Source organism: Massilia sp. X63, from assembly GCF_041023745.1.
Taxonomy (GTDB): domain Bacteria; phylum Pseudomonadota; class Gammaproteobacteria; order Burkholderiales; family Burkholderiaceae_D; genus Telluria.
Genome location: NZ_JBFTEF010000009.1, coordinates 53,940 through 77,023, shown reverse-complemented (window position 1 = coordinate 77,023; position 23,084 = coordinate 53,940). Strand labels below are relative to the sequence as shown.

The window sequence follows — 23,084 nt, the reverse complement described above, 5'->3', positions numbered from 1 at the left end:
GGCACACTGCGGTTTTCCCTAGTGAGCAGTGACCGATGCCGAACATCTCTTCCAGCCAGCACCATCTGGACCTTGCCCGACACCTCTCGACGAGCGTTGCGGTCGGCAAGGACAGTCTCCCAATCGTCGTCTACCGCGGCGAACACGGCGAATCGACGGATGTGATTCATAGCCGCACCCGAGCAATCTCGTTCAGCAATGCCCAGGCCGCGAGCACGTACGCGACACAGCCGAACAACCCAGATGACAAGCCTGTAGCGCCGCGCGCGATGGCAGCTTACCTTTCGATCACGAATCCAGTGGTCGCCGATCGCGACGACCCTTTCATCGACATGAGCACCATTGCGGCAAAGCTGGGTGTCACGAAGGCCACGACGATCGCGCTCCGCCTGGCCGACCATATCGAGCACACTTGCAACTGGGTCGACAGGTTCGAGCCAATGTTCGAATCGGTCGCAGATCTGCTCGACCGAAACCCGGAGCTCCTTTCCGAACTCTATCTCGACGCTTACCCAGTGTTCGACGACGACGAGATCGTCGGCTGGTTCGCTGAGGCCGGCTACGATGGCGCAGTCCACGCAGGCGCCGGTGAGACCGCGGCGGAGATCGAATACAAGGTCTTTTACCGGTCCCAGATCCACTTCGCGATCGGTGTCGACCATGAGGCCTTAGTGCGTGCCCTGGCGCAGCTTCGTACCGAGGAGCGCGTCCTGCAGGTAGCTGGCGCCGGCGCGGAAGACCCGAGGGGCGCTGAGTCGTCACTGCTGAAGTTCCAGTCGAATTACAGGGGGCAGACAGCCTACCAGGTGCTGGCAGGACCGCTGGCCGGAAAGCGGGTGACCTATCGCTACATGAAGCGCGAGTTCTACGAGCAGGACTATGCCGACTACGGTGGCCAGGTCTGGCGTGGAGATCCGGGGAGCTATCGACGCGAGGTCCTCAGCAGCGTCGGGCTGGTGTGCTGCAGCGATGGGCGGGTGCCCCAGGACATTGTCGATGAAGTGAACCGCCTCGCAGGTGCTTGGAGGGAGCACGACTCGATGATCGCGCGAGAGCCCGCGCGCGCGGGCGTGTATGTGGGTCGTCATGGCTGGACTGAAGCGGCTGACGTTGTGTTCCGCTACGGCGCCGTCCTTGAGCGCTTTAACAGCCTGGCCGAGGCCGAGCGGTGGCTGTCCCAGCCCTCGCGCGCATGGCCGGACCAAGCGTGGGAGGAGGGCGCAGGTGGCGATGTGCTGCGCGAACTATCGCCGGCCCCAGCTCGCGACGGCATCGCGCTCATTGAGGTCGAGGCCCTGGACGAAGACACTGACGACGCGCCTGTTATGGCGCACTCCGGCTAAGCCAGGCTCATTGGTTGGGCGCGGACGGGCGGCGCCCATAAAAATATCGCGATGGCGCCTGGTTTTGTAACCACGCCTGTCCAGAAATCCTATCGTAGCGACATGGCATATCGCCAATAACCACCTCGATAAGGATTGTCATGACCATTCATCGTTCCCAGCCAGTATCCGCCTCGCACAGCATGCCTGGCGACTTCGTCCGTCTCGTCAGCGCCCGTGGCGCCAGCTACCCGCAAGCGGCTGCGCTGGGCCCGGCGATCGTCCTGCTCGCCGATGGCATGTTCGGCAAAATCGATCGCCAGGACGGCCGCACGGTGCTGGTGCCGGACGCGCGGATTCCGGCGCTGTTCCGCGAGATCGGCCCGATGACACTGTCGGAGTCGGTCGTTATCGAGCGCGTCTCGGTCGACCACGAGCATGAGAAGGCGATCATGGGCCTGCAGTACCTGCGCCAGGTGTCGGATGTGGCGCGCCAGCGCGCGACCGGCCCGGACGGTACCGTCCAGCGCGGCGTCATGCAGGCCATGCTCGGCGAGGCTGCGGGCTCCGATCTGCGTCGCATCGCCGACGAACTGCAGGCCGCAGGCATCCAGGTCGTGGAGAAAAAGGTGGTCCGCACCACTGAAGAGAACGTGGTCTTCCTGACTCGCGATCCAGAAGCCGTTCGTGCGGGCCGAATCCCGCAAGACACCATGCAGTTCGAATCGGAGCCGAAGGCTTCGAACAGCGAGACGATCGAAGTGTACGACGCGTCGCGCACTCGCGAGCTGCTGCTTGCCACCCAGCCGGTTCGCGAAGTCCAGCCGCAAATGGGCGAGCCAGTGCCGGCTGCCGAACCTATCCCGGCTGCTCACGCCAGCATCATGAGCCTGCTCGGCATCGAGGGCATGCTGACGCCGCAGGACGTCGGCCTGGACCCAGGCATCACCGATGACCTCGGTGACCCGGACGAAGACGAGGACCAGCCAGGCATGCGCTGATAGGGCTTGGGCGCGCCTGCGCCCATCCTGCAGCCCGATTTCATTTGTCACCTGCACAGCGGGCTGACAAATGAAATCGTCTTCACCGACGCTCGTCATGCCGCCACCATCCACCCACCGGCGGCGCTTTCTTCAAGAGGCACCCCATGACCAAGACCCTTATCATTGCTGAGAAACCATCCGTGGCCGCGGATATCGCGAATGCCATCGGCAACTGCACCAAGACTGCGGACGGCTTCGAGCGTGCCGACGTCGTTATTTCGGCCGCCGCTGGCCACCTGGCCACCGTCATCGCGCCAGGCGCAGACAAGAGCGGCAAGTCCCTGGAAACCCTGCCCGTGATCCCCGAGCAGTTCGAAGTGCGCCCGATCGACCATCCGCGCGCGCTCGCCCGCTTCAAGATGCTGCAACGGCTGATGAGCCGCCCGGATGTGACCGCGGTGGTCAACGCCTGTGACGCCGGCCGCGAGGGCGAGCTGATCTTCCGTCTGATCTACGAAGCCGCTGGCTGCCGCAAGGCCTGTAAGCGGATGTGGCTCAAGTCGATGACCAGCGATGCGATTCGCGAGGCCTTCGCCAACATGGCGCCAGCTGCTCAGTACGACCGCCTGGCTGATGCCGCCCGGTGCCGCTCCGAGGCCGACTGGCTCGTGGGGATCAATGGCTCGCGCGGCGTCTCGATCCTGCACCAGATCATCCGGGGCCCATATCAGTCCACGCCAACCGGCCGCGTGCAGACCCCGACCCTGGCCATCCTGGTCGACCTGGAAGAGAAGATCCGCAACTTCAAGCCCGCGGACTACTTCGAAGTGCATGGCACGTTCGGTGCGGCAGCCGGCGACTATACCGGCCGCTGGTACAACTCCAACCCCACTGCTGGCGCCGGCGAAGAGGGGGAGGGAAGCAAGTACCGGATCACCAAGCGCGAGGACGCCGAGGCAATCCTGGCGAAGTGCCGCGGGGCCGCGCCATCGTCGGTGCAGGACGAAACCAAGCCATCGACCGAGACGGCACCGCGCCTGTTCGACCTGACTACCCTGCAGCGCGAGGCGAACAAGAAGTTCAAGCTGTCGGCTGCAGACACGCTCAAGATTGCTCAGTCCTTGTACGAGCGCCACAAGGTAACCACCTACCCTCGCACCGACGCCACCGCGCTTCCTGAGGACTACGTCGAGCCGGCCAAGCAGATCCTCGCAGACATGAGCGGTACCAAGTACGAGGCGCACGCCCAGCGCGCGCTGCGCAGCGAGTGGGTTCGCCCGACCAAGCGCATCTTCGACAATGCCAAGATTTCCGACCACTTCGCGATCATCCCGACTGGGTTGAAGCCGCAAGGCCTGACCGAGGCCGAGGAAGCGATCTACGACATGATCACCCGCCGGTTCATTGCGGCGTTCTACCCAGCGGCCGAATATCTCGAGACGGTGCGCATCACCACGGTGGCAGGCGAGCAGTTCCGCTCCAGCGGTCGCGTCATGCAGCTCGAAGGCTGGAAGGCTGTGTACGGCGCGCTGATCGACAACGACGACAAGACGCCTGCACTGCCACCGGTGTCGCCAAGCGAGCGAGTGGTCACCAAGACCGTCGAGCTCAAGGCCCTGAAGACGAAGCCGCCGAAGCGCATGACCGAGGCGATGCTCCTGTCGGCGATGGAGCATGCCGGCCGCCTGGTGGACGATAGCGAGCTGAGCGAAGCCATGGCCGGGCGCGGCCTGGGTACCCCAGCGACCCGTGCGGCGACGATCGAGGGCCTGCTGAGCACGGCCGGCGCCGGCGGGAAGACCAAAGAGCCGTACCTGGTCCGCGACAAGAACAACCTGGTGCCGACCGAAAAAGGGATCAACTTGATCTCGTTCCTGCGGCAGATCGGCGTCGGCGCGCTCACGTCGCCGGCGATGACTGGCGAGTGGGAATACAAGCTTCAGCTCATGAGCGAAGGCAAGTATGAGCGCACTGCGTTCATGCACGAGATCGAGCAGGCTACCCGTGACATGCTCGATGCGATCCGCGGTAAGGCGCCTGCCGTCGACGCTGTCACCCTGGCTGTCCCGTGCCCCAAGTGTGGCGGCGCTGTGAAGGGTGGCATTTCGTCCTATGCCTGCGAGCGCCAGTGTGGCCTCGAGGTCCGCCGGCAGCTGCTGTCGCGCGCGTTGGCGCCGGCCGAGGTCGCCCAGCTGCTGGAAAAGCGTCTCACCGACAAGCTGGAAGGATTCGTCAGCACCAAGTCGAACAAGCCGTTCTCGGCAATGCTCAAGCTTACGAACGAGTGGAAGGTCGAGTTCGAGTTCCCACCGCGCGAGGAAGCCGATCCTGCAGTCCTGGCGGCCGCGCCGGCGCTGAAGCAGGTGTGCCCAAAATGCAAGGGAACCATGCGGGCGCTGGAGACGAAATTCGCGTGTGAGAAGGGCGACTTCTATTTCAACCGGACGATTTCTGGCCGCAGCATGATCGACGTGGAGGCGGACTATCTCATCGAGAAGAAGAAGACGCCCGTGTGTGGTGGCTTCCTGAGCACGCGCACGGGGAAGGGATTCTTGGCCGGCTACAAGCTCACCCGCGATCACAAGGTCGAGCTGTTCTTCGACTGACATACCGCCTGCATGCCGTGGAGTGCCGAGATATGCGCTCACGGCATTCCGCTGCATTTTTTTGACCACACAGATGAAGCTCCTCACTGCATTTTTTATCGTGGCCGCCGCTGCCGCGGTTATCTGGTTCGTCCTCGTGCCACGTCAGGCGGCACAGCAGCGGTACCGCCGGCGCGCCGTCATGACCCCGAACGAGATGGAGTTCTACGGCCGCATCGCGCGTGCGCTGCCTGGCATGCACGTGTGTCCCCAGGTGGCCATGCATGCACTGATCGAGCCGACCTCGCCAGATGCGAAACTGCGCCTGATCGACTTCCGCCGGATCTCGCAGAAGATCGTCGACTATGCCATCTTCGACGCCCAGTGGGCGTTGGTGCTGGTGATCGAACTGGATGACCGGACGCACGTGGCGAGCCGTGATGCAATTCGCGACGGATACATGAGCGCGGCGGGCATCTGTACGCTTCGCTACCAGTCGCGTTCGAAGCCGGGTGAGGCCCAGATCGCTGCTGACGTCCTGGGGCCTCGTGAACCAGCGCCAGCACCGGCGCCATCCATCCTGGTAGCGGCGATCGCCAATGGATGATGTCAACATCGGCCCGAGCGACGTGCTCCGGCAGCTCGCGAAGGCTGCTGGATTTCGCGTATATGTCTGGGACGCGGTCGAAAACGGGGATGAGGCTGACAGCTACTTCTGGATGGCGTCCGGCACCGGCGCCGGCATGCGGCAGTCTGAACTGACATTCCCATCGGATCGAGACGCGTGGCTGGGCTGCTGCGAGGCCAATGGGCTGCTGGCGGCGATCGCCCAGGAGCTGGGCGCGCTCGGGTATGGAGTATTTCGGCAGCCGGGCTTCATCGCGTATCGCTGGGCCTGCCAAGATGGCCTGGTATCGGAGGCCTCGTTTCCCAGCGCGGCTGAGGCTCTCGTTGCATGCGCCATGTATGCCGCTGAGCACGATGAGTCCACCGAGGTCGAAAGTCCGCAGCTCATGCGATAGAACGCGGTATAAATATTATTTCCGGTTGGACGTTAAGTTTAGTTCATGCATTAATATACTCAGTATTCTGAAGTATAACCGGAGGGATTGTGTCAGACGGAATCGAAGACGAAGCACCGGAACACAAGGAGCTTTTGAGCGCGATGGAGGAGCTCGAGCGCGCCAAGCAGCGTGTCGACCAGCTGCGCGCGCAGCACCGCGCCAAGGCGATCGCCGATGTCCGCGAGAAGATCAAGATTTATGGCCTGAGCGCGGCCGAGCTAGGCTTTGTGGGGACTGTGACCGCGCAAGCCGCGCGTGGCGCAGTCCAGGAAAGTGAACGGACCGCAGCAGACAGGCGGTCCCAGGTAAAACCGAAGTATCGGTCCCCAGAAGGGAGCGAAACATGGTCCGGTCGTGGTAAGCCGCCGCTTTGGCTGCAGGTCTTACTTGACCAGGGCCGCAATAAAGAAGAGTTCGAAATAACTGAGGTCGACCTCGGGTCGGCTGAATAAAGGAGTATAAAGTGACTACTGTGGTCAGTTTAAATGCAGAAGCGGTGCGGAGAATACTGGACTCGAATAATCTCGGTCCCGGCATGCTGTTGGTGGAGGAGGGCAAGCTGCGCATTTTCATCGATCAGGAGCCCGCGGCCGTACTGGCGGTCCACCAGGCCACCAGCGAGCTGGAAAGAGCGACGGGCGCGATCGTCGAGATCGGGTTGAAGTCCAGCCTTGGGCCAGCACAGCTGGCTCAGCTGGAGCGAGCTGGATCTGCTATCTGAATGCTTTCTAAAGCGGATGTCCCGTAGCGAGATCAGCCGCGCTGTACCAGGTGAATTTTCACGCCTTCTCGTCAGGCCGTGAAGCGAGCTGGATCGTCCTCGCCCAAGTCCATATGATCGAGTGGTTCGGCCCGGCCCGCTGTCCTGCCGGTCAGCCGATCGATATGTAGCATCTCGTACAGCTGCTTGACGTCGAAGTCCGGCTCCAGGTCCTCTGACCAGTGCCTGTACATCGCCTCTTGCACCTGCTTTTCCGCGGCAATGGCATCCTAGTTCATTCGTGTTGGCGCCGGCATCTCGACCGGGCAGCTCTCGCTCATCCACCAGAGCATCTGGCTCAAAGGGTGCAGGAGAGGAGGTTTGTCCAGGTCCATCGAGACCGCATTTTTCGACAGCTGCAGCCAGACCTTGGCGCCCACTGGATAGATGACGGTGTCGCGCACCCGCGGCATGGTGCGCGAGGGCCGCAGGGGCACGGCGACATGTAGGGTCTCGGTATCGCACCAGCCCACCCGCCGGAGCGACGAGGCGCCGACCAGCAGGATGTTCCTCCCTACGCTCTTGGCCAGACTCTCGAGGATCAGCCTTTCCTTATCGCCCTCGGCGGACGCACTCATGTAGCACCCTGGTGCAGTGCGATGCACCAGACCTTCGTTCGCCCAACGCTGCAGGAGGTTCGCCGCAGAGCGCTCGGTAATCGACAGCGCCTTCGACACATTCGCGCTATTGAGGACCTGTTTCGAACGAAGAAGCTGGGTTCTGCTGAGGAAAGGGGAGGGCTGGGTCATGGAAATTTCCGTAAGGCACGCTCTAGAAAACACATTTTAGCGATGGCGAATTTGCCGGAAAATCGCCAATAGCGCAATTTTTTACATCGGAACCGTGTATTTTAGTCGTAACTGTATAAAAACACAGTATATCGGCATTTTCGGACCTTTGACAGCAGTTCTGCTTGAGGTCAGCGCGATCGGGATTGCGACGGCAAGCCTCTACATTACGGTGGCAGGCCGAGCTTGTCTCTGCAACCACGCCACTGGTGTGCACGACTTCGCGCCTGCGATACTGGTGCGACGCCTGGTGCGGTGCCGGTGGCAACAGGCGTGGTTGCACTGAAGTGCTGAGCCGCTTGTGACACTATGCCGAGCATCAGATACAACCTCGGTGACAGCAACATGGCAAAGAAGGTCTTTCAACTCACGGGCGGCGCATATCCCTTGTTCTCCTGGCGCCTGCCTCAGGAAATCGCAGCCTACAAGCAGGCCAAGCTGCAGGCCGCGCAGTGGATCCACGTGATCAACGGGTTCTCCCAGAAGGGTATCAAACAGTCCGAGATCGAGGACTCCGGTATCGCTGCATGGCTCGCTGACCAGGGCAAGCGCCAGGTCACCCGTGAGGAACTCGCGGAGGTGGCTTCGTATGCACTTCCATCGATCAAGGAAGCGCGGCTCACTGGTGCGGATGTCCAATACCGGAACTACTCCTTCGCCGAGAGTGGAGAAGACTACAACGAAAGCCTGTTCTACTTCCCTACCGTCGATGAAGACCTGGCCGACCGAATCGCCGACCTGGACGACCGCATCGCAGCCCTCAACTTCGACTTCGACAAGCTGGGCGAAGATCCGGACGCAGTGTTCCGACTCGACGCGCGGCGCAACGACCTCATCAGGCAGCAGGACGAGGTGGCGCAGGGCATCACGCTTCAGACGCACTTTTCGTCGCACCTGCAGAGCATGTGCCCGGACGCGCGCGCGGACTTCGCGCACATGCGCTGGTCAGTGAAGATGATGGAAGGCGTGCGCACCCTCTTCGTGCACGAACTGCAGAGTGACTGGGCGCAGAAGGGCCGAGCCTACGAATGGAAAGGCGCTTACAAGCGCGCGCCCCTGGTGACTGAGACCGAGCACTGGACCGCGTTCCTGCTGCGCCGGGCAATGCTCCTGGCCGTCGAGCAGGAATGCGGGCAGATGATCTGGATCAACGGCAAGGACATGGCCAACGGTGGTCGCTTCGGCGCCGAGGGGCTCAACGAGTACTACATGAAGATCGTGCCGAGCCTGGGCAAGAAGCTGGCCAAGCCGTTCAAGTCCGAGCTTCACCTGGCCGACTTCGTCCTCAAGGGCGAGCCACGTCGCCTGGCCGTGATGCCGGTAACGGCCGAGATGCGGGAGAAGTTCACCGCGGGCGCGCCGGTGTATTCCTATGCGCGCGTCGTCGAGCAAGCCAGTTTCGACCCGGTGCGCGCGGCCCAGCTGGAGAAGGCGCTGCAGCTGCGTGCGGACACGACCCTGGGCGAAGACGTGCGCATGCGTGTCTCGGTCGTCCGCGAGCTGCTGTCGGCCCACGAAGAACATCGTCCCGCGGCAGAACTTGTCGGCCGCACCGCGCGGATTGCCTTCAACGCCGAGGACCCGGTCGCGGCCCTGGATCATGAAGGGTTCCACCTGGTGCTGAACCACCATTTCAGCGCGCGCGAGCGTGAAGACGTGGAACGGCAGTTCGCGTATGGATCACCTCTGCTGGTGCGCACTGTGCGCCTGCTCCTGTCGCACGGCGAGTTCGACGCCGCCAAGCAAGCCATGGGCAACTGGGAAGAGGCAGCTGCGCACGCATATGCTCTGTGGCGTAAGGGGAAGATGCCGCTGTCCCGTGTCGAGAGCCTGGCGATGAGCGTCGAGGCCAAGGCCGGCGCCAGCAGGATCTTGTCGAAGGTGTTCCCGAAGGCCCAGGAACTGGTGAAATCGGTTTGCAGTTGGATCCGCGGTAGCGGCGTCTCGCCGACCGACTTCCTCGCAAAGATCGTCCGCGCACACAAGGAAGGCTTCATGGCCAGCCAGCCGGGCGCCGAGGATGACCTGGTCGAGGCCGTGAATCGGCGACAGGACCGCCAGGATGACGGCAGCGAGCATGCCGAAAAGCTCGACACCCCGGAATACGTATTCAACTGACAGGAGCGATACATGCGCATCGAAGTGAACCAGTTTGGCAGCGGAGGCGCGGTAAGCACGTCCTTCGTCGAACTCTCCCAGGAGCAGATCCAGGAAGTCGTGAAGCGTGCACACGATGTCGCGCGACTGCGCCAGCAGGGCCAGCCGCTGGACGCCGTGCTCGACGGCCTGAGCGATGTCTTGACCGAAGCGCAGATTTTGGCAGCGCCGGCCGAGTCGAGCCGAGCGCCGGCGGCGCTGCCGGTCACCACCGGCCTCGTCGACGCGTTTGCTGCCCTGCGCGCCTCGGCCCGGCCGAGCACGGCTGGAGATGGTACCGCTGTGGTGAGCCAGGCTGCACTCGATGCTGTCGGTGACGCGTTGCGGGCTGCGGTCGATGGCGGTGGCGTGCAGGAGTGGAAATGGAAGCGCGTAGCGGCACCAGCGATGGGTGGCCAGGAAGTGCAGTCGCATGACCTCCAGAAGGTGCTCGAGAAGATGTCTCAGGCGGCCGCCCTGGGCGGCGCGCCGACCGTGCGCGAAGCCCTGACGAATCACCCGCTACTATTCTGCCAGGCGTTCGCTGACCTGGTGGCGCAGGGTGAAAGGGTGGCCGAGCGCGATGCACATGCAACGACCGTCGTGCACCTCGATAATGGTGATCCGAATTCGATGGTGACGCTGGGTGCGCCGGCCGGGATGAGCGAGCTGGATGTGCGCGCGGCCGTGCAGGCGGCCGTCGTGAGTGCTGGTGACTATGCGGGTATTCCGAGGGAGCTGGTCGGAGCCGGGTTCGAGCCGATCGAGCAGATCACCGTAAGTGTGCCGGCGCCACCTCTCGACGATTTCGACGTCGAGCCCGAAGTGCCTCGTTGAACGATTGGGCGACTAAAGGCCAGTCCCGGCCTGGCTGCACCCGGCGGTCATCGTAAAGGCATCGCGCAGCCATTCCTTGGCTGCCTTCTTCTTGTCCATGATGGTTTCGACTGGTGCCGCGTTCTCAATCAAGAGAAGGCCGCGGAAACGACCGCGGTCGTCGATGTAAAGCACCAGCCGCCCGTCAGGACCCTGAGCCGTGCACGCCCGGCCCACCTGGATAGCGCGCGCGCCGGCCGACACACTTTTGATCGGGATGGCATCCGTGATCACCCCTGTCGCGATTCCTGGCATGCCTTCGATGGTGACGGTCGCTGCGCGCTCGGTACGAGTAGTTGGCCGGAAGCGGATTCGGACGTCCTCATTGGCGCTCCGGCTCTTGACCACCTTCAGGGTGCCCTGTCCGAACAAGAACACGGTTTCGCCTCCAGCCAGGCTCTCTCCCATGCGCTGCCCGATCTCGTCGAAGAAGAGAACGCCTTCCTCGAGGGTGACGCCGAAGCGCGCGGCGACGAGCTTGGCAAACTCGCGCTTGTTGAAGCCAGTCGCCGGAAAGGTCTTGCGAGCGCAATCGGGTTGATGGTCGAGTAGACACCCTTCAGTGTTGTATGGTCGAGATGAATCGGTAGCGGTCATGCTGCGCTTAGCTCGGAACGTCTTCCAGCTGCAAAGGCGAGCCGGTGAGGTATTCAGGGAAGTTCTCCGGCATTGGCGGAATGCTCGCCGGGTCGACCGGATGCCCTGATGGTGCTTGCCTAGTCCTGTGCCCGAAGAAGGATGCGCCGCTGCTCGCGGGCGCAGCAGACGCCAGTCCAGCGCCAGCGCCAGCGCGCACGATGCGCGAGACGCGGTCGGGCGCGGCGACAGCGACGTTCTGGCCAGTCTCACAGTCATACTCCAGGTGGCCTCCCACGCTGACGATGTCGCCGGTGGCGAAGCCAGTTCCAAGGGTGGAGACCAGTTTGATCAGGCCCGCATCGCGAAGTTGAACGGCGACCAAAGATTTGACTGGGCCGGCGCCGCCGATGAGCAAGGTGAGGCTGCGCGGAGTGCTGGTGATGCGCTCGATTCGCCCGACTGCAACAAAGCTGTTCTCGTTCATAAATTTTTTTTGTGTTGTTACGTTCTATTAGTATGGCACAAAAATGCATTCATGAAGATAGAAACGTGGATTACGCCTATTCTGCAGGCGTTAGGTAGGTCCTGACACCTAACGCCCTGACGTTGACCATAGATAAGCTTTATGAAATGATCTTGCCTGAAGACAATAAAACGTCGATTTCTATCAGGGAGTTGCAGTGCCAGCAGTAGAGCAGAGCAGTGTCGAGCAGGTGGTCGAGAGCGATTACGAAACCTACCTCAAGCAGCGGTCCCTGAACGCTGCTCTGGCCAAAGTAGTGGTATTCGCGGGCGTCTGGTTTGTACTAGGCGCCCTTGCTGTTGGTATCGCAGTTTTCAGTCGCCCAGATCCCGGTCTTGTTGGCATGGATTCCAACGGCCGCGAATACCCTCTGGTCGTAACCAAGATGCTCACCAATACGCCAGGAGCCAAGCAATAATGTCGAGCCAGCAAAATGCTGCGGATCTGTTCGGAATCGATCTGCATAAAGAGGTGACGCGCCTGCGTGAGCTCAATACCAAGCTCGTCGGCGGGGCGGCACTGGGTTTCGTCGCCGGCACTCTCGGTCTCATTGTGGGCATCATGGGAATGACCAGCAAGCCAGAGCGCGAGCGCGTGGCTCTCGACCCTGCGGGCCGCTTCTACCCAGTGCTTTCGCTTACGAAGAACGATCCGCCTGACGCGCGAATCACCCGCATGGCTGGCGACTGCATCAACGGGCTGTTCAATCACGCTTTCCACAACTTTCAAAGCACTGTGGAGCGCTCGGTCGGCGAGTGCTTCACTGGCGGCGGCACCGAATCGGTCCGTCAGGTCCTCGAGCCGTTCCTGAAGAAGATGAAGGATAGCAACGCCAACCTGGCCGGAAGCTTCGTCATCCAGCCCTTCATCAATGCGCGAAGTGTGGCCGGCACTGGAGCCTCCGCGCGCAACGTCTTTCATGTTCAAGGTGTCATCGATATCGGGTATCGTGGCGGGAAGGCAAACACGACGTCGCGGCCAGTGTCTTACGCATTCCAATCAGACATCGTGAGGGTGTCATACGATTCGCACATCGAAGGGATTCGCCTTCAAAATGTCGTCCTGGTCCCCTGGCAGCCCTAAGTCGACCAGTCTTGCAGAAGAGGAAGTTTTACGGATGAATATTACAACCACGGTGTTGAGCCAAGCGGAACTGGATTCCATGGCAGGGGCGGACGAGGCTAAGGTTATAGAGCTGTGCCAGGTCGAGCATGAGCGCGTCCTGCTCGAGCACCCGGAGTACGCCGATTGGATCGAGGACATCGACCCCTACGTCTGCCCTCGCCAGGAGCTGATCGACGCTTTGCGTAAAGCGCCTAACGGCTTCGTGCGCCAGTACCTGTTCTCCATCTTCGCTTTCCGCCAGAGCATCAATCTCGTTGCCGGCCGTAGTTTTCTCTGAAGGTCCCCCAATGAAGTTAAAAGCATCCGTCGTGGCTTTGTCGGCCTGTGCTTGTTCTGTTGTATGCGCACAAAACGTACAAGGTGCCGCTACGCCCCAGCCTGCGCCGTCGCGCGCAGCCGTCGTCGAAAATTTTCCTACCCGAGAAGCAGCACAGGAGAACTGGCAGCGGCTCGACCCTCCCAAGCGCAGTCAAGTTGCGAGTGGCCCGTCGGGAGACATCGGTCCACCTGGCGCCGGCCCGCGAGCTGGCGCCCAGGGTAGCGGTCGCCGTGTCGTCGGAGGCCCTTTGCCAGATCCTAAGTTGCCGGCCACCGACTATGCAGCCGAAGCGAGCAATCGCGTCTCACCCATGACCCCGCAGGAGATCCGTGAATTCGGCGAGTCGATGGTGGAGACTGCGCGTGCGATGGCTGAGACGCCGGGCGGACCGTACACGGTTCGGGGCAGCAGGATCATGCAGATTAGCTTCGAGCCGAACTCTCGCCCGCAGACGGTCGAAGTTGCGCTCAACCACGGAGCGCTGATCACCTTCGTTGACCGCTCCGGCTCGCCGCTGATTGTCGACGGCGTGAAGAGCTTCTCCTACGCATTCGATATCGGCGTGCTCGCGACCGATGAGGTGAAGGAACGTGGTTCATCGACAGTTGAAGTATCGGCGAAAGCAATCAGCGGCCAGGGCAACATGATGATCCGCTTGGCTGGTGTCCCTAATCCCATCCTCCTCCAAGTGCGCGTTGGCAGCACCAGCAAGACGGTCGATAGCGTCATCCAGGCTGTCGTTCCCGTGCTGACTGCGGCGAAGACCGTCCTGCCGGGTGATCGCCTTGAGGCCGATGGCGGCACCCAGGTTGGCGAGATGCAGGGCTTCCTGATGGGCATCCCGCCGGAAGGTGCCGTGGAGGTAAAAGTCAACCAGGTCGCATCGACTCTGGCCTGGATGTGGCGTGGCCATCTCTACATGCGCACGCCACACACGATTTTCAGCCCTGGCTGGTTTAGCCGCCAGGCCGCCGTCGACGGTACTGCCGTCTACAAAATGCCGTACACGTCCCTGGTCCGCATGGGTGTCGATGGTCGTGAAGTCAACGCTGTGCTCGAGCTGCCGTACATCCCGCCAGTCGCAAGCCGCACTAAATCGTAACTGAAGAAGGAAATCATGGATTCGAACGACACCACGGCACCGGGCGCCGCACCGGTCTCGAATGATGCGATTGGCGGCGCAGGTGCTGAGCCAAAACCGAGCAAGCCACGCTGGGACCCCAAGGGCAAACGCAACATGATGATCGTCGGCGGGGTAGTCGTTACCGCGTTTTCGTTGCTGATCGTCCTGTTCTCCGGCGGTGAGAGTGCTGAGGAAAAGAAGCCTTCGAACGTCGTCGAAGCGCCGGCGGAGGCCATCCCAGGCACGATGCTGAGCGAGGCCGACCGTGAGGAGTTGCGCAAACAGGAAAATGCGCGGATCGCCGCGGCGCTCAGTGGCGGCCAGAGCGCCATCGGTAACACACCTCCGGTGAGCACCGTGTCAACCCCTTCGATCCAGCAGCAGCCAGGTGAAGTGCGACTGGATCAACAGCCACAGCAGCCGCCGATCTCTCCAAATTCGGCGCCTACGCAGGCGGCGGCGTCGACCGATCAAGCAAAGGTTGAAGCCCTCGAAAAGCAGATGAACCGAATCATGGATGCGTGGGGCGTCGGTGGCGGTAGCGGCCAGCGTGTCTTGTCGACCTATGTGCGCGAACCGAGCAAGACTTCTGGCAACGGCAACGGCAACGGCGCGCGGGGCGCCCAGGAGCAGGGTAATGGCGGCGCCCAGCACGACAGCGATGACGTCATGGTGATCAAGGCCTACGAACAGCCATACGCCGCGGAGATGATCAGCGCCACCGACTCGGATACGCCAGGCAAGTTGCGTGCGCGCATCCAGAACGGGCCACTGGCCGGCGCAGTGCTCACTGGCTCCGCGCGCCGAATCGGTACCCAGGGCTTCCAGGCTGACTTCAATACCGCATCCTTCAACGGCCGCACGTTCAAGGTCGTCGCCTACGGGATGGACGGGGAAGTCGCCGGGGACGTGGTCAAGGGTGAATACGACGGCCGCTACATGCAGCGCTATGTTTTCCCAGTCCTGGCCGAGGGCGTGAAAGCCTACGCCGGCGCGCGAGCACAGGTGGGAACTACTGTCATCGCGATCCCGATCCCTGGAGCTGGTGGCGCTGGCATCGTCACCGGCGGCCAGCAAACGCCTACGCCGTCGGCAGAGCAGGCCCGCAACGCCATGTACTCGTCGGGCGCGAACCAGGTCTCGCGTGCGCTGGCGACCGGGCCGCAGGACGGCCACGTCACCCTCGCATCGGGTACTCAGATCGGCATCGTCTTCGAAGAGTCGGTTTATCAGTCCAATCTCGCCGGCCGTGCACGTAATAACAAGTAAATAAGGAACCCTAGTATGTCTGACGATCGCCTCTACCCGCCGAACCTTGCTGAGCCGAACCTGGGTGACCAGATGGACCCGCTCGGTACCGCTGGCGCCGCAGCGCCGAGCGCGCCAGGGCCTGCACCGGCGGCCGCGAATGTGAAAATCGGCAAAGTGAAGAAGGAAAAAAAGAAGCTCTCTACCAAGCGGAAGGTGGCATACGGCATCGGTGGCGTGTTCGCTGCACTGCTCGGTCTCGTCGTGATCGCCGATGCGACAGCGCCGAAAGTCGAGGTGTACCCGCAGCCGACAGCGGCGATGGCAACCGCGGGCAGTTCGATGATGGGCGCAACTCCCGATGAAGCGGCGACGGTGATGGGCGGCGCGCCGGCAGGTGCACCGGCACCAGCCACGGCACCTGAAGCTGCCGTGGGTCCTGCTCCGTCGCCGGCTGCGGCCGCCTCCACTCACGCTGCGGCTGCCGTCGCCGCGGCAGCCGGTACGACCGTAGCGCCTTCCCCAAATGGCGCACAGCCAGTCCAGATGGCTTTGGCACAGCCGCAAGCTGCTGCCGCTCCTGCGCCGGCCCCGGTCCCGACCAAGGCCTCGACACCGGCATCGCCGTCCGAACAGATTGTTCTGGCCAAAGCCAAGCCCGAGCCTTCGGCGAAGGCGGCGACACCGACCCGTACTGAGGCGGATCTGGCAGCTCGCGTTGCGATGCTCGAACGTCGCCTGGCTCGCTATGAGCGCGCTGAAGCACAAGAGCGTGCGCGGGCGAAGGCAGCTGCGCGACGCGCGGCCGCGGTGACGCCGGCACCGGTACAGCACGAGAAATTGAAGGTCGTGGCCCAAGTGGCGCCGGAACCGAAGAAACCCGTGATCCTGTCCGATGACAGCGTCCGCGTGATCGGTATGTCCACCCGCCATGGCGTGACCAGCGCACTCGTCGACTTTGGCGGGATGAAGCACCGCGTGTCGCGTGGTGAATCGCTGCCAGGGCTGGGCACCGTCCAGAACATTGCGGTCGACGCAGCCGGTAATCCGGTTGTTGAGGTCAACGGCGTTCGCTACCAGTAATCGCAAGGAGCAACCGACATGGACCTCAATACGCTGCTGGCCTCGTTTCATGAAGGGGCGGCTGTCGTCAAGGAGCTGGCGATCGCTGTTTGCTCGCTGGCGCTGGGCTGGTTTCTGGTCGGGAGCGCGGCGCACCGCATGACCAGGTGGAACGACGCTCGCCGCACGTATGGGTGGGGGTCTGTGTCGGCCAGGTTCCTGGTCGGGACCTTCTTCATCAATGCCAATGCGTACATCAACATGCAGGTCCTGACCTGGACCGGCGAGGCGATGCCACTGACGAACTCGATGTCGGTTATGCCGGGCGGTGGGGACAGTGTCCCGAAGATGATCCTCCAGTGCGTCCTGGCGTGGATGGCAACCCTGGGTGTGCTGGCCATCATCAAAGGCACGCGCCTCATCGTCAAGCTGGGCGACGGTGGGCAGACCCAGGTCGAGGATCCAGGATGGACCGCAGCGGTGTTCATCATCGCAGGCGCGTTCGGCGTGAACCTCTGGCGTTTCGTTGGCCCAATGATCTAGTTGCAACCACGCAGAAAGAATTCGGCTATACACCGGATATGTAGTTAAAAACCACTCTAATTAAGGGAAATCCCAAATGAAACTCTCGAAACACTTCCTGAAAGTTGCGGTCCCGGTCTTCGCGATCGGCATGATGGTTGCGGCGCCGGCGCGTGCCGATACCCTGTTCGAGCGCCTGCGCACAATCACCAGCAACCTGCCAGTGATCAAGGATCTGGCAATTTACGGCTTCTTCCTGGCCGGCCTCGTTGCGATCGGTTGGGCCGGTATGGAAATGCTCAAGAAGTCGAAAGGCCGCGCCGGCGAGGACACCAGCTGGGGCAGCATCGGCATCAAATTCATCGCCGGCGCCCTCATGGTCGCGCTCACCGGCACCACCGACACCATGACGCAGACCTTCGTGGGTACCTCGACCACCTCCAACTCTTCCGTCAACCTGCAGTAAGCAAGATGTCGGAACTCGTACCAGGCGTCAGCCGAAACACTTTCCGGGATCACGATCCGCAAGCGGAGGTGGCGGACGCCGCCTACCGTGCGAAGCGTCCTTCGGTGCTGCAGCGCGCGTCGTACACATGCCAAGCGTGCGGAGTGAAGTCGGGGGGCGGCCTGGAGGTGCACCACAAGGACTGCAATCACGCCAACAACGCGGATGAGAACTTCTCGCCGCAATGTGTGTTTTGCCATCCGGTCAACCATATCGGCGAGCTCGCCAGCCGTCTGGTTCGTGCAGACGAATCCGAGCTCGCCGGGGGTGCGTCGCACTTGGCGTACCTGCCGGACCTGCAGCAGTCTGACCTCTCGCACTTGATGCGCACCATCGGCCACGTGCTGGCCAGTGCGGATGCATCCGAAGAGGCGAAGGCCGATGCCCGAATGCTCCACGCCAGCTTGCTCGAGTACTCCCACTACATCGAGTCTGTGTGGGGGGCGTCCAAGGCCTCGCACTTTGCAATCGCGCTGAAAGAGGTGAGCGAGCCAGTGTACGCCGGCCGCGCGGAGCCGATGAAGGGGCTGCGGGTTGTTTTTGGGCTCGGTGTGATCGCGAAGCAAGCGAAGAAGTTCGCTGACGAATTCGCGTCGCTGCCGATGTCCTCTTGGCCGTCGATTTTCACTCGACGCACGGCCGCTAGATAAGAATTAATGAAGCACGGAAGCACAGGGATCTGATGTTTGAGCTGAATGTAACGCACCGCAAGGCGGCGCAGGCGGAACCGAAGCCGTCACCTCGCGAGGTGGCCGAGAAGCTCATGGTCGGTATCGTTCTTCACGATAACCGCAACACGCTCGCGGAAGGCTGGGCGTTCCTCCCGCACCGCGAGCCGTTTCGCGTGCGTGGCCTGTACGACCTGCCGAATGACGTCCTGTGGATCTCCTCGGGCGACTTCCAGGACTTCCGCAAGCTCGGCGGCGCACAGATGCACCATGTGCGGCGCACGGGCTACTTGGGCCTGAAACTGTCCGAGATCGCCACCGACTTCGGCATCCGGATCGACGGGCACCATGCGCTCGAAGGCGGCAAAGCCCTGGTAGTCTATGTCCAGCATGCCGTGCGAATGGCCGTCGAGGTCTACAAGCTGGATGACCCGACCCGCAACCTCCAGGACGACACCCTGGTGGCCACGATCAGCAAGGCCATGCCTCCGACATCACCGTCCAAGGATATGCTGCTGCGCAAGCTCTCGTCCGCATACCAGAGCTGGTCGTCGAAATACACGCCATTCATGGATAACTGCGTTCGCGTGCGCCTGCGCTTTAACCGCATGCCATACGCTGAATGGCTGTTGAGTAATCCGGTCCCAGATTCGGGATGGTCTCATGCGCTGTCCCACGTTGGCTTCGACCACGATGCGGTCATGGCCGGCACCTTCCCGCCGACCTTGATCGAGTGTGTCGTGGAGCTCGACGGCGTGCCAGCTGAGCTGGCGGGTCTGATCGCCTACGGCTTGGGCGCATCGCGGCAGCGCTCCAAGCGCAGCTGGATGACGGACGTCGAGTATCGCTGGGTGAGCCGCTACGCCCGAGTCCACGTGAAGTCGTACCTGGTGTCGTTGACGTGTCTGCCGCTGCCTTCGGGCTGCCAACTGCCGTCGGGCCTTACCCAGGATCGTCTAATCAAGGCTCTGCCGGCTACCGGACTCGTGTCTTATGTCCACTGCCAAGGGCTGATGGCGGCGAAGTACTCGCGTGTGACCAACGACCAGGAATACGACGTACATGCCACGTGGTTGCGCGCGCACGACCGAGCAATTTGTTTCGAAGCCGCTCTACGCATGCAGCAGGCCGGGTTCCAAGTCTCCGGGTACGGAAACGGCTCGGTCATGGTCAACGTCGATCGCGAAAAGCTGGTCGAGCTGGAGCAGGCCGCGATTGCGAACGACTTCACGATGCCGCGCTGGAATGCGCTTCTACAGGAGTTTGGCTATGTTAGCCCCGATCATTCCCATTGATCCCCTCGATCGGGCGATCAGCCAGATTGTCTGGCGGTTGCCGCTTGAGCTGACCGCGGAGATGGATGCCATCTTCCATTTGACCCCGGTCCAGCGGATCCAGCGCCTGATGGAGATCATCACCACGGCCGCGAAGCGTGATCCCAAAATCGTCGAGGTCCTGCGTCAGCCGGATGTGCTGCCAGGTCTCAAGCAGATTGCAGACGATCGCCGGGCCGAGCAAGACCTGGTTGCCCAGCAGCAGAGCCCGGCACGCGCGCCGTAGGCGGCGCGCATCCATCCCTTACACGAGTAGCAATATGACAAACATCCTGCTTTCCCTCGCCGAGTCGGCGCACGATAACCTGGGCGGCGGTAGCGCCATGGTGCACTGCCAGTGGCGTGGCGCCGTGGTACCGTCCCAGCGTCTGGATCAGGGGGCATTCATCAGCGAGCTGCTGCAGGACAGCCACCTGCCGCAGAGCACGCACGGTGGAGCTGTCGCCAGCGACGAAGGCCCTTTCCCTGAGCCGTATTCGCTGGAGATGGCAGACGGAACGCTCGTGTCGTTCCTGCTGGTACGAGGTGCGCGCACGAACATCCGCGAGGCTGACGCGGCGCGCATGGCTGAGCTGGTCTCGGCGAACGTCGCAGCGTATATGGCCGGCGGAAGCGGGAGCTCGTACTCGTTCGGCCTCTACTTCCTGCACGACCCCAACACCGCCGCGCAGGTATTCGAGCAGAAGATCGCGCCGATGTTGGCCACGGCCAAGCGTCTGGGTGGCGACGCCGAGTCGTATCGGCGTGACCTGGCGTCTCGGCTGGCGAGTGGTGCAGCTGAAGAGATGACGCTCCTCACCGTGCGCACGCACATGAAGGCTCTCCGTCGGGATGAGCTCAAGCGCGCGACGGAGCAGTACCAGGAAATGATCAAGAAGATCATGGAGACTGGGAAGGGCATAGAGAACCTGCCTATGGCGATGACGTCGCCGTTCGGCCAGGTGCTGCTCAGCCGCAGTCCTGCGATCCTGCAGCGCCACGAAGGCCTGGTCAAGAACCTCTTGAGCGACTTCAACAGCCGCGCCATTGGCCTGTCGATGCAGCTGATGGCCGTGCGTGAGGCCTTCGAAAGGGTGCGCCGCTTCGGCGATCGCGAGATCCCCTTCCAGCCAGGCTGGACAGCGCGGCTTCTCGGGCAGGAGGGCTCGATCTACTCCGCGACGGCAGACAACGGCTCGCCGGCGCCACTGGCGCTGGGAATGCAGGTGCTCACCCGGAAAGTGATCGGCCATATCGATAACTACGAGACCGCCAGTATCGGGCACACCTGGTACGGCACCGCGGTGATGGAGGTTGGGCCTGTCTCGCCTCGCAAGCTTCCATCCCAAACCATCTTCGCGGCGCTGATGCAAAAGGTTCGTGCCGTCGGCATCCCGATGAGCATCTCGTACGAGATCTTGCCGAAGGGGCTCGAGTACAACAAGCTCAACCAGTTGCTCAATGCGTTCCTGGCGCCCTTCAATGCGACCAACCGGCAGATCCGCGACGCATACAAGGAACTGCGAGACCATCACGAACGTAGTGCTGCGACAGACCCGATCATCGGCCTGCGCGTGTCGTTCGCCACCTGGGACCGGTCGAAAGAGAAGGCCGAGAGCGCACTTCAAGAGCTCGACCTCGCTGTCAAGAGCTGGGGCGGTATGCAGGCCTCGCCCGAGACCGGTGAGCCAGACGTTGCACGCCTCTCCAGCATCCCGGAATACACCACCGCCAGCGTGGCGCCAGTGGTGCCAGCGCCGCTTTCCGATGCGGTGTACATGTCGCCGCTGATGCGCCCGGCCTCGCCATGGGAGTTCGGACAGCTTCAATTCAAGACCAGTGACGGCGTGATCTACCCGGTGCAGATCGGATCGAGGAAGCACGCGTCCTTCGTCTCGGGCTGGTGCGCACCCTCGGGCTCCGGCAAGTCCTTCCTGATCAACCGGATGATGTACAGCCTCTCGCTCACGCCCGGCGCCCAGCAGTTGCCATACGCACTGCTAATCGACGTTGGCTACTCGGGCAAGGGCTTCCTGCGGCACCTGCGCACGGTCCTCCCGCCAGCGTTGCACGACCAGCTGGTGTATTTCAAGGTGCTGAACGATGCCGAGTACTGCGTCAATCCGCACGATCTGCAGCTGGGCTGCAAGGGGCCGACGGGCATGGAGTTGGACTTCCAGGTCGCGGTCTACGAGGTGATCTTCAAGAGTTTGGGCGAGGAGGCCAGTGCATTCATCAAGGCGATGATCGCAGAGGCTTATCGGATGTTCGGGCCTGATTCGACCGACGCCAGGATCTGGCAGTCGGCCTATAGCGAAGACATCAGTCGCCAGCTCGAGGAGATCGGTTTTGAGATCGACCATGCGAAGCCGCCGACTGTCTACATGGTCGTAGATGCCCTGTTTGCAGCTGGCCGCATCGAGGCAGCCCGCATCGCTCAACGCTTCGCCGTGCCCCGCATGGAGGATATGACCAAGGTGCTGCAGAGCGATCGTATTCGCTCCGTCTACGGCACCGCGAAGATTAACGATGAGCTCATGGTCGATCGTGCATCTCGCGCCTTGATGAATGCGACCTCAGAGTATGCGGTCCTCGCCGGCGTCACGCGCGTCAATGTCGACAACGCCCGCATCATGGTGGCCGACCTGCAAAATGTTCTCGGCGGCTCTTCGGCCAGCGGCCGGGAGTTCGCAGGGATGATGTATCTGTACGCACGCCACCTCGGTGCGCGCAACTTCTTCCTGGACGTCGATGAGATGGCAACCTTGGTTCGACCCGCGTACAAGGACTACCAGATGCGCCGTGTCCGCGAAATCCAGCAGACGCCGAAGGTGCTCACGTACGAAGAATGGCACAACGTCAATTCAGTGAAGGGCCTGGTCAACCTGAATGAGAAGGAAACGCGCGAGACCCGTAAGTTCAAGGTCTACCTGAACTTCGTGACCCAGTACGTCACCGACCTCCCGAGCGCGATCCTCGACGGCACGACGACCCTTATGGTCACCGGGCAGCAGTCGGAAAAGCAGAACGTGTTTGCGAAGGATGCACTGGGCCTGTCGAATACCGACCTGGACATTCTGCGAAACGGTCTGGATCGAGTGGGCCGTATCTGGTCGTGGTTCCGTCTGCGCGATGGCATGGTGACGGCGGTCTTTGATAACGAGGTCGGTCCGATCGAGACCTGGTGCTACACCACCGACGATACCGACGGACCACTGCGTAATGAGCTCGAGCTGCTGATCGGCGAGCGCGAAGCTCTCCAGTGCCTTGCCCGTGAATTCCCCAAGGGGTCGGCTGCATCGTACATCGAGCAGCGCAGCCGGATCATGGGTACCGACCGGGTGGGCGACAGGTCCACGACCATTACGTCGATCATCGCCAGGGAAATTGCCGAGCGCTACCACGAATCGGCGCGCGCGCTGCAGGCCGCCTGATAGGAGCCCGATGTTATGCACAAAAAAGTGGATAACTAGGGCCTTTTTTTCGTCCAAAGCCAGTGCCCATGCGGTTTCCATCGGGAATGACAAAAAACAGGCAGGTCCCGGATCACCGCTCCGAAATGGGCTTTTCACTACCGGAGAAC

24 protein-coding genes are annotated in these 23,084 nt (G+C 62.1%); 21 read left to right on the top strand and 3 right to left on the bottom strand.

Going from position 1 to position 23,084, the window contains the following annotated elements:
• The first annotated feature begins 35 nt into the window (after positions 1 to 35).
• The 7 genes from AB3347_RS17860 (at position 36) to AB3347_RS17830 (ending at position 6,675) form a co-directional block, all read left to right on the top strand.
• Positions 36 to 1,343 (top strand): hypothetical protein, encoded by a 1,308-nt coding sequence (locus tag AB3347_RS17860; protein ID WP_369093114.1) that lies wholly within the window; start codon positions 36 to 38, stop codon positions 1,341 to 1,343.
• A gap of 140 nt (positions 1,344 to 1,483) precedes the next feature.
• The gene (locus tag AB3347_RS17855) at positions 1,484 to 2,323 is read left to right on the top strand and encodes a hypothetical protein (protein ID WP_285376579.1); all 840 of its coding nucleotides are present in this window, start codon (positions 1,484 to 1,486) and stop codon (positions 2,321 to 2,323) included.
• A gap of 146 nt (positions 2,324 to 2,469) precedes the next feature.
• A complete protein-coding gene (locus AB3347_RS17850) occupies positions 2,470 to 4,911 on the top strand; it encodes a DNA topoisomerase (protein WP_369093113.1) in 2,442 nt (813 codons plus the stop codon).
• A gap of 73 nt (positions 4,912 to 4,984) precedes the next feature.
• Entirely contained in the window at positions 4,985 to 5,497 is a 513-nt protein-coding gene (locus AB3347_RS17845; protein WP_369093112.1) for a DUF2726 domain-containing protein, read from the top strand.
• On the top strand, positions 5,490 to 5,912 hold the full coding sequence (locus tag AB3347_RS17840) for a hypothetical protein (RefSeq protein WP_369093111.1): 423 nt from the start codon (positions 5,490 to 5,492) through the stop codon (positions 5,910 to 5,912). The genes AB3347_RS17845 and AB3347_RS17840 overlap by 8 nt, the downstream gene beginning before the upstream one ends.
• 89 nt (positions 5,913 to 6,001) lie before the next feature.
• Entirely contained in the window at positions 6,002 to 6,406 is a 405-nt protein-coding gene (locus AB3347_RS17835) for an H-NS family nucleoid-associated regulatory protein (protein WP_369093110.1), read from the top strand.
• An 11-nt stretch (positions 6,407 to 6,417) separates the two neighbouring features.
• Positions 6,418 to 6,675: a hypothetical protein gene (locus AB3347_RS17830; RefSeq protein ID WP_285376587.1), complete on the top strand. Its 258-nt coding sequence runs from the start codon at positions 6,418 to 6,420 to the stop codon at positions 6,673 to 6,675.
• 269 nt (positions 6,676 to 6,944) lie between these two features.
• On the opposite strand, the gene AB3347_RS17825 is transcribed toward AB3347_RS17830, so the two are convergent.
• Positions 6,945 to 7,463 carry a hypothetical protein gene (locus tag AB3347_RS17825; protein WP_369093109.1) on the bottom strand — a complete coding sequence of 173 codons (519 nt, stop codon included), beginning with the start codon at positions 7,461 to 7,463 and terminating at the stop codon, positions 6,945 to 6,947.
• A gap of 384 nt (positions 7,464 to 7,847) precedes the next feature.
• Here AB3347_RS17825 and AB3347_RS17820 point away from each other — a divergent pair, with 384 nt between their 5' ends.
• Together AB3347_RS17820 and AB3347_RS17815 are read left to right on the top strand one after the other, a co-directional pair.
• On the top strand, positions 7,848 to 9,620 hold the full coding sequence (locus AB3347_RS17820; protein ID WP_369093108.1) for a hypothetical protein: 1,773 nt from the start codon (positions 7,848 to 7,850) through the stop codon (positions 9,618 to 9,620).
• A gap of 12 nt (positions 9,621 to 9,632) precedes the next feature.
• The gene (locus tag AB3347_RS17815; RefSeq protein WP_369093107.1) at positions 9,633 to 10,475 is read left to right on the top strand and encodes a hypothetical protein; all 843 of its coding nucleotides are present in this window, start codon (positions 9,633 to 9,635) and stop codon (positions 10,473 to 10,475) included.
• Between the two features lie 12 nt (positions 10,476 to 10,487).
• Here the strand turns inward: AB3347_RS17815 and AB3347_RS17810 are convergent, their stop codons facing one another.
• A complete protein-coding gene (locus tag AB3347_RS17810; RefSeq protein WP_369093106.1) occupies positions 10,488 to 11,111 on the bottom strand; it encodes a hypothetical protein in 624 nt (207 codons plus the stop codon).
• Between the two features lie 7 nt (positions 11,112 to 11,118).
• Positions 11,119 to 11,577 (bottom strand): hypothetical protein, encoded by a 459-nt coding sequence (locus AB3347_RS17805; RefSeq protein WP_369093105.1) that lies wholly within the window; start codon positions 11,575 to 11,577, stop codon positions 11,119 to 11,121.
• Between the two features lie 196 nt (positions 11,578 to 11,773).
• On the opposite strand from AB3347_RS17805, the gene AB3347_RS17800 reads away from it, so the two are divergent.
• The 12 genes from AB3347_RS17800 to AB3347_RS17745 all read left to right on the top strand — a co-directional run bounded on the left by AB3347_RS17800 (position 11,774) and on the right by AB3347_RS17745 (position 22,935).
• A complete protein-coding gene (locus tag AB3347_RS17800) occupies positions 11,774 to 12,034 on the top strand; it encodes a hypothetical protein (protein ID WP_369093104.1) in 261 nt (86 codons plus the stop codon).
• Positions 12,034 to 12,699: a hypothetical protein gene (locus AB3347_RS17795; RefSeq protein WP_369093103.1), complete on the top strand. Its 666-nt coding sequence runs from the start codon at positions 12,034 to 12,036 to the stop codon at positions 12,697 to 12,699. Before AB3347_RS17800 ends, AB3347_RS17795 begins: the two co-directional genes overlap by 1 nt.
• Positions 12,700 to 12,733: 34 nt before the next feature.
• Positions 12,734 to 13,018 (top strand): hypothetical protein, encoded by a 285-nt coding sequence (locus tag AB3347_RS17790; protein ID WP_285376596.1) that lies wholly within the window; start codon positions 12,734 to 12,736, stop codon positions 13,016 to 13,018.
• Between the two features lie 352 nt (positions 13,019 to 13,370).
• Complete coding sequence (locus AB3347_RS17785) at positions 13,371 to 14,162, top strand: DotH/IcmK family type IV secretion protein (protein ID WP_027866340.1); 792 nt, start codon at positions 13,371 to 13,373, stop codon at positions 14,160 to 14,162.
• A gap of 15 nt (positions 14,163 to 14,177) precedes the next feature.
• Positions 14,178 to 15,452, top strand: coding sequence for a DotG/IcmE/VirB10 family protein (locus tag AB3347_RS17780; protein WP_369093102.1), 1,275 nt, complete (start codon positions 14,178 to 14,180; stop codon positions 15,450 to 15,452).
• 15 nt (positions 15,453 to 15,467) lie between these two features.
• The gene (locus AB3347_RS17775) at positions 15,468 to 16,514 is read left to right on the top strand and encodes a hypothetical protein (protein ID WP_027866342.1); all 1,047 of its coding nucleotides are present in this window, start codon (positions 15,468 to 15,470) and stop codon (positions 16,512 to 16,514) included.
• An 18-nt stretch (positions 16,515 to 16,532) separates the two neighbouring features.
• Entirely contained in the window at positions 16,533 to 17,036 is a 504-nt protein-coding gene (locus tag AB3347_RS17770) for a hypothetical protein (RefSeq protein ID WP_027866343.1), read from the top strand.
• Positions 17,037 to 17,112: 76 nt separating this feature from the next.
• On the top strand, positions 17,113 to 17,481 hold the full coding sequence (locus AB3347_RS17765; RefSeq protein WP_027866344.1) for a hypothetical protein: 369 nt from the start codon (positions 17,113 to 17,115) through the stop codon (positions 17,479 to 17,481).
• Positions 17,482 to 17,486: 5 nt separating this feature from the next.
• On the top strand, positions 17,487 to 18,170 hold the full coding sequence (locus tag AB3347_RS17760; protein WP_369093101.1) for an HNH endonuclease: 684 nt from the start codon (positions 17,487 to 17,489) through the stop codon (positions 18,168 to 18,170).
• A gap of 32 nt (positions 18,171 to 18,202) precedes the next feature.
• Positions 18,203 to 19,483 (top strand): hypothetical protein, encoded by a 1,281-nt coding sequence (locus tag AB3347_RS17755; protein ID WP_369093100.1) that lies wholly within the window; start codon positions 18,203 to 18,205, stop codon positions 19,481 to 19,483.
• Positions 19,458 to 19,748, top strand: coding sequence for a hypothetical protein (locus AB3347_RS17750; protein ID WP_156923754.1), 291 nt, complete (start codon positions 19,458 to 19,460; stop codon positions 19,746 to 19,748). The genes AB3347_RS17755 and AB3347_RS17750 overlap by 26 nt, the downstream gene beginning before the upstream one ends.
• A 34-nt stretch (positions 19,749 to 19,782) precedes the next feature.
• Entirely contained in the window at positions 19,783 to 22,935 is a 3,153-nt protein-coding gene (locus AB3347_RS17745; RefSeq protein WP_369093099.1) for a hypothetical protein, read from the top strand.
• Positions 22,936 to 23,084: the final 149 nt, after the last annotated feature.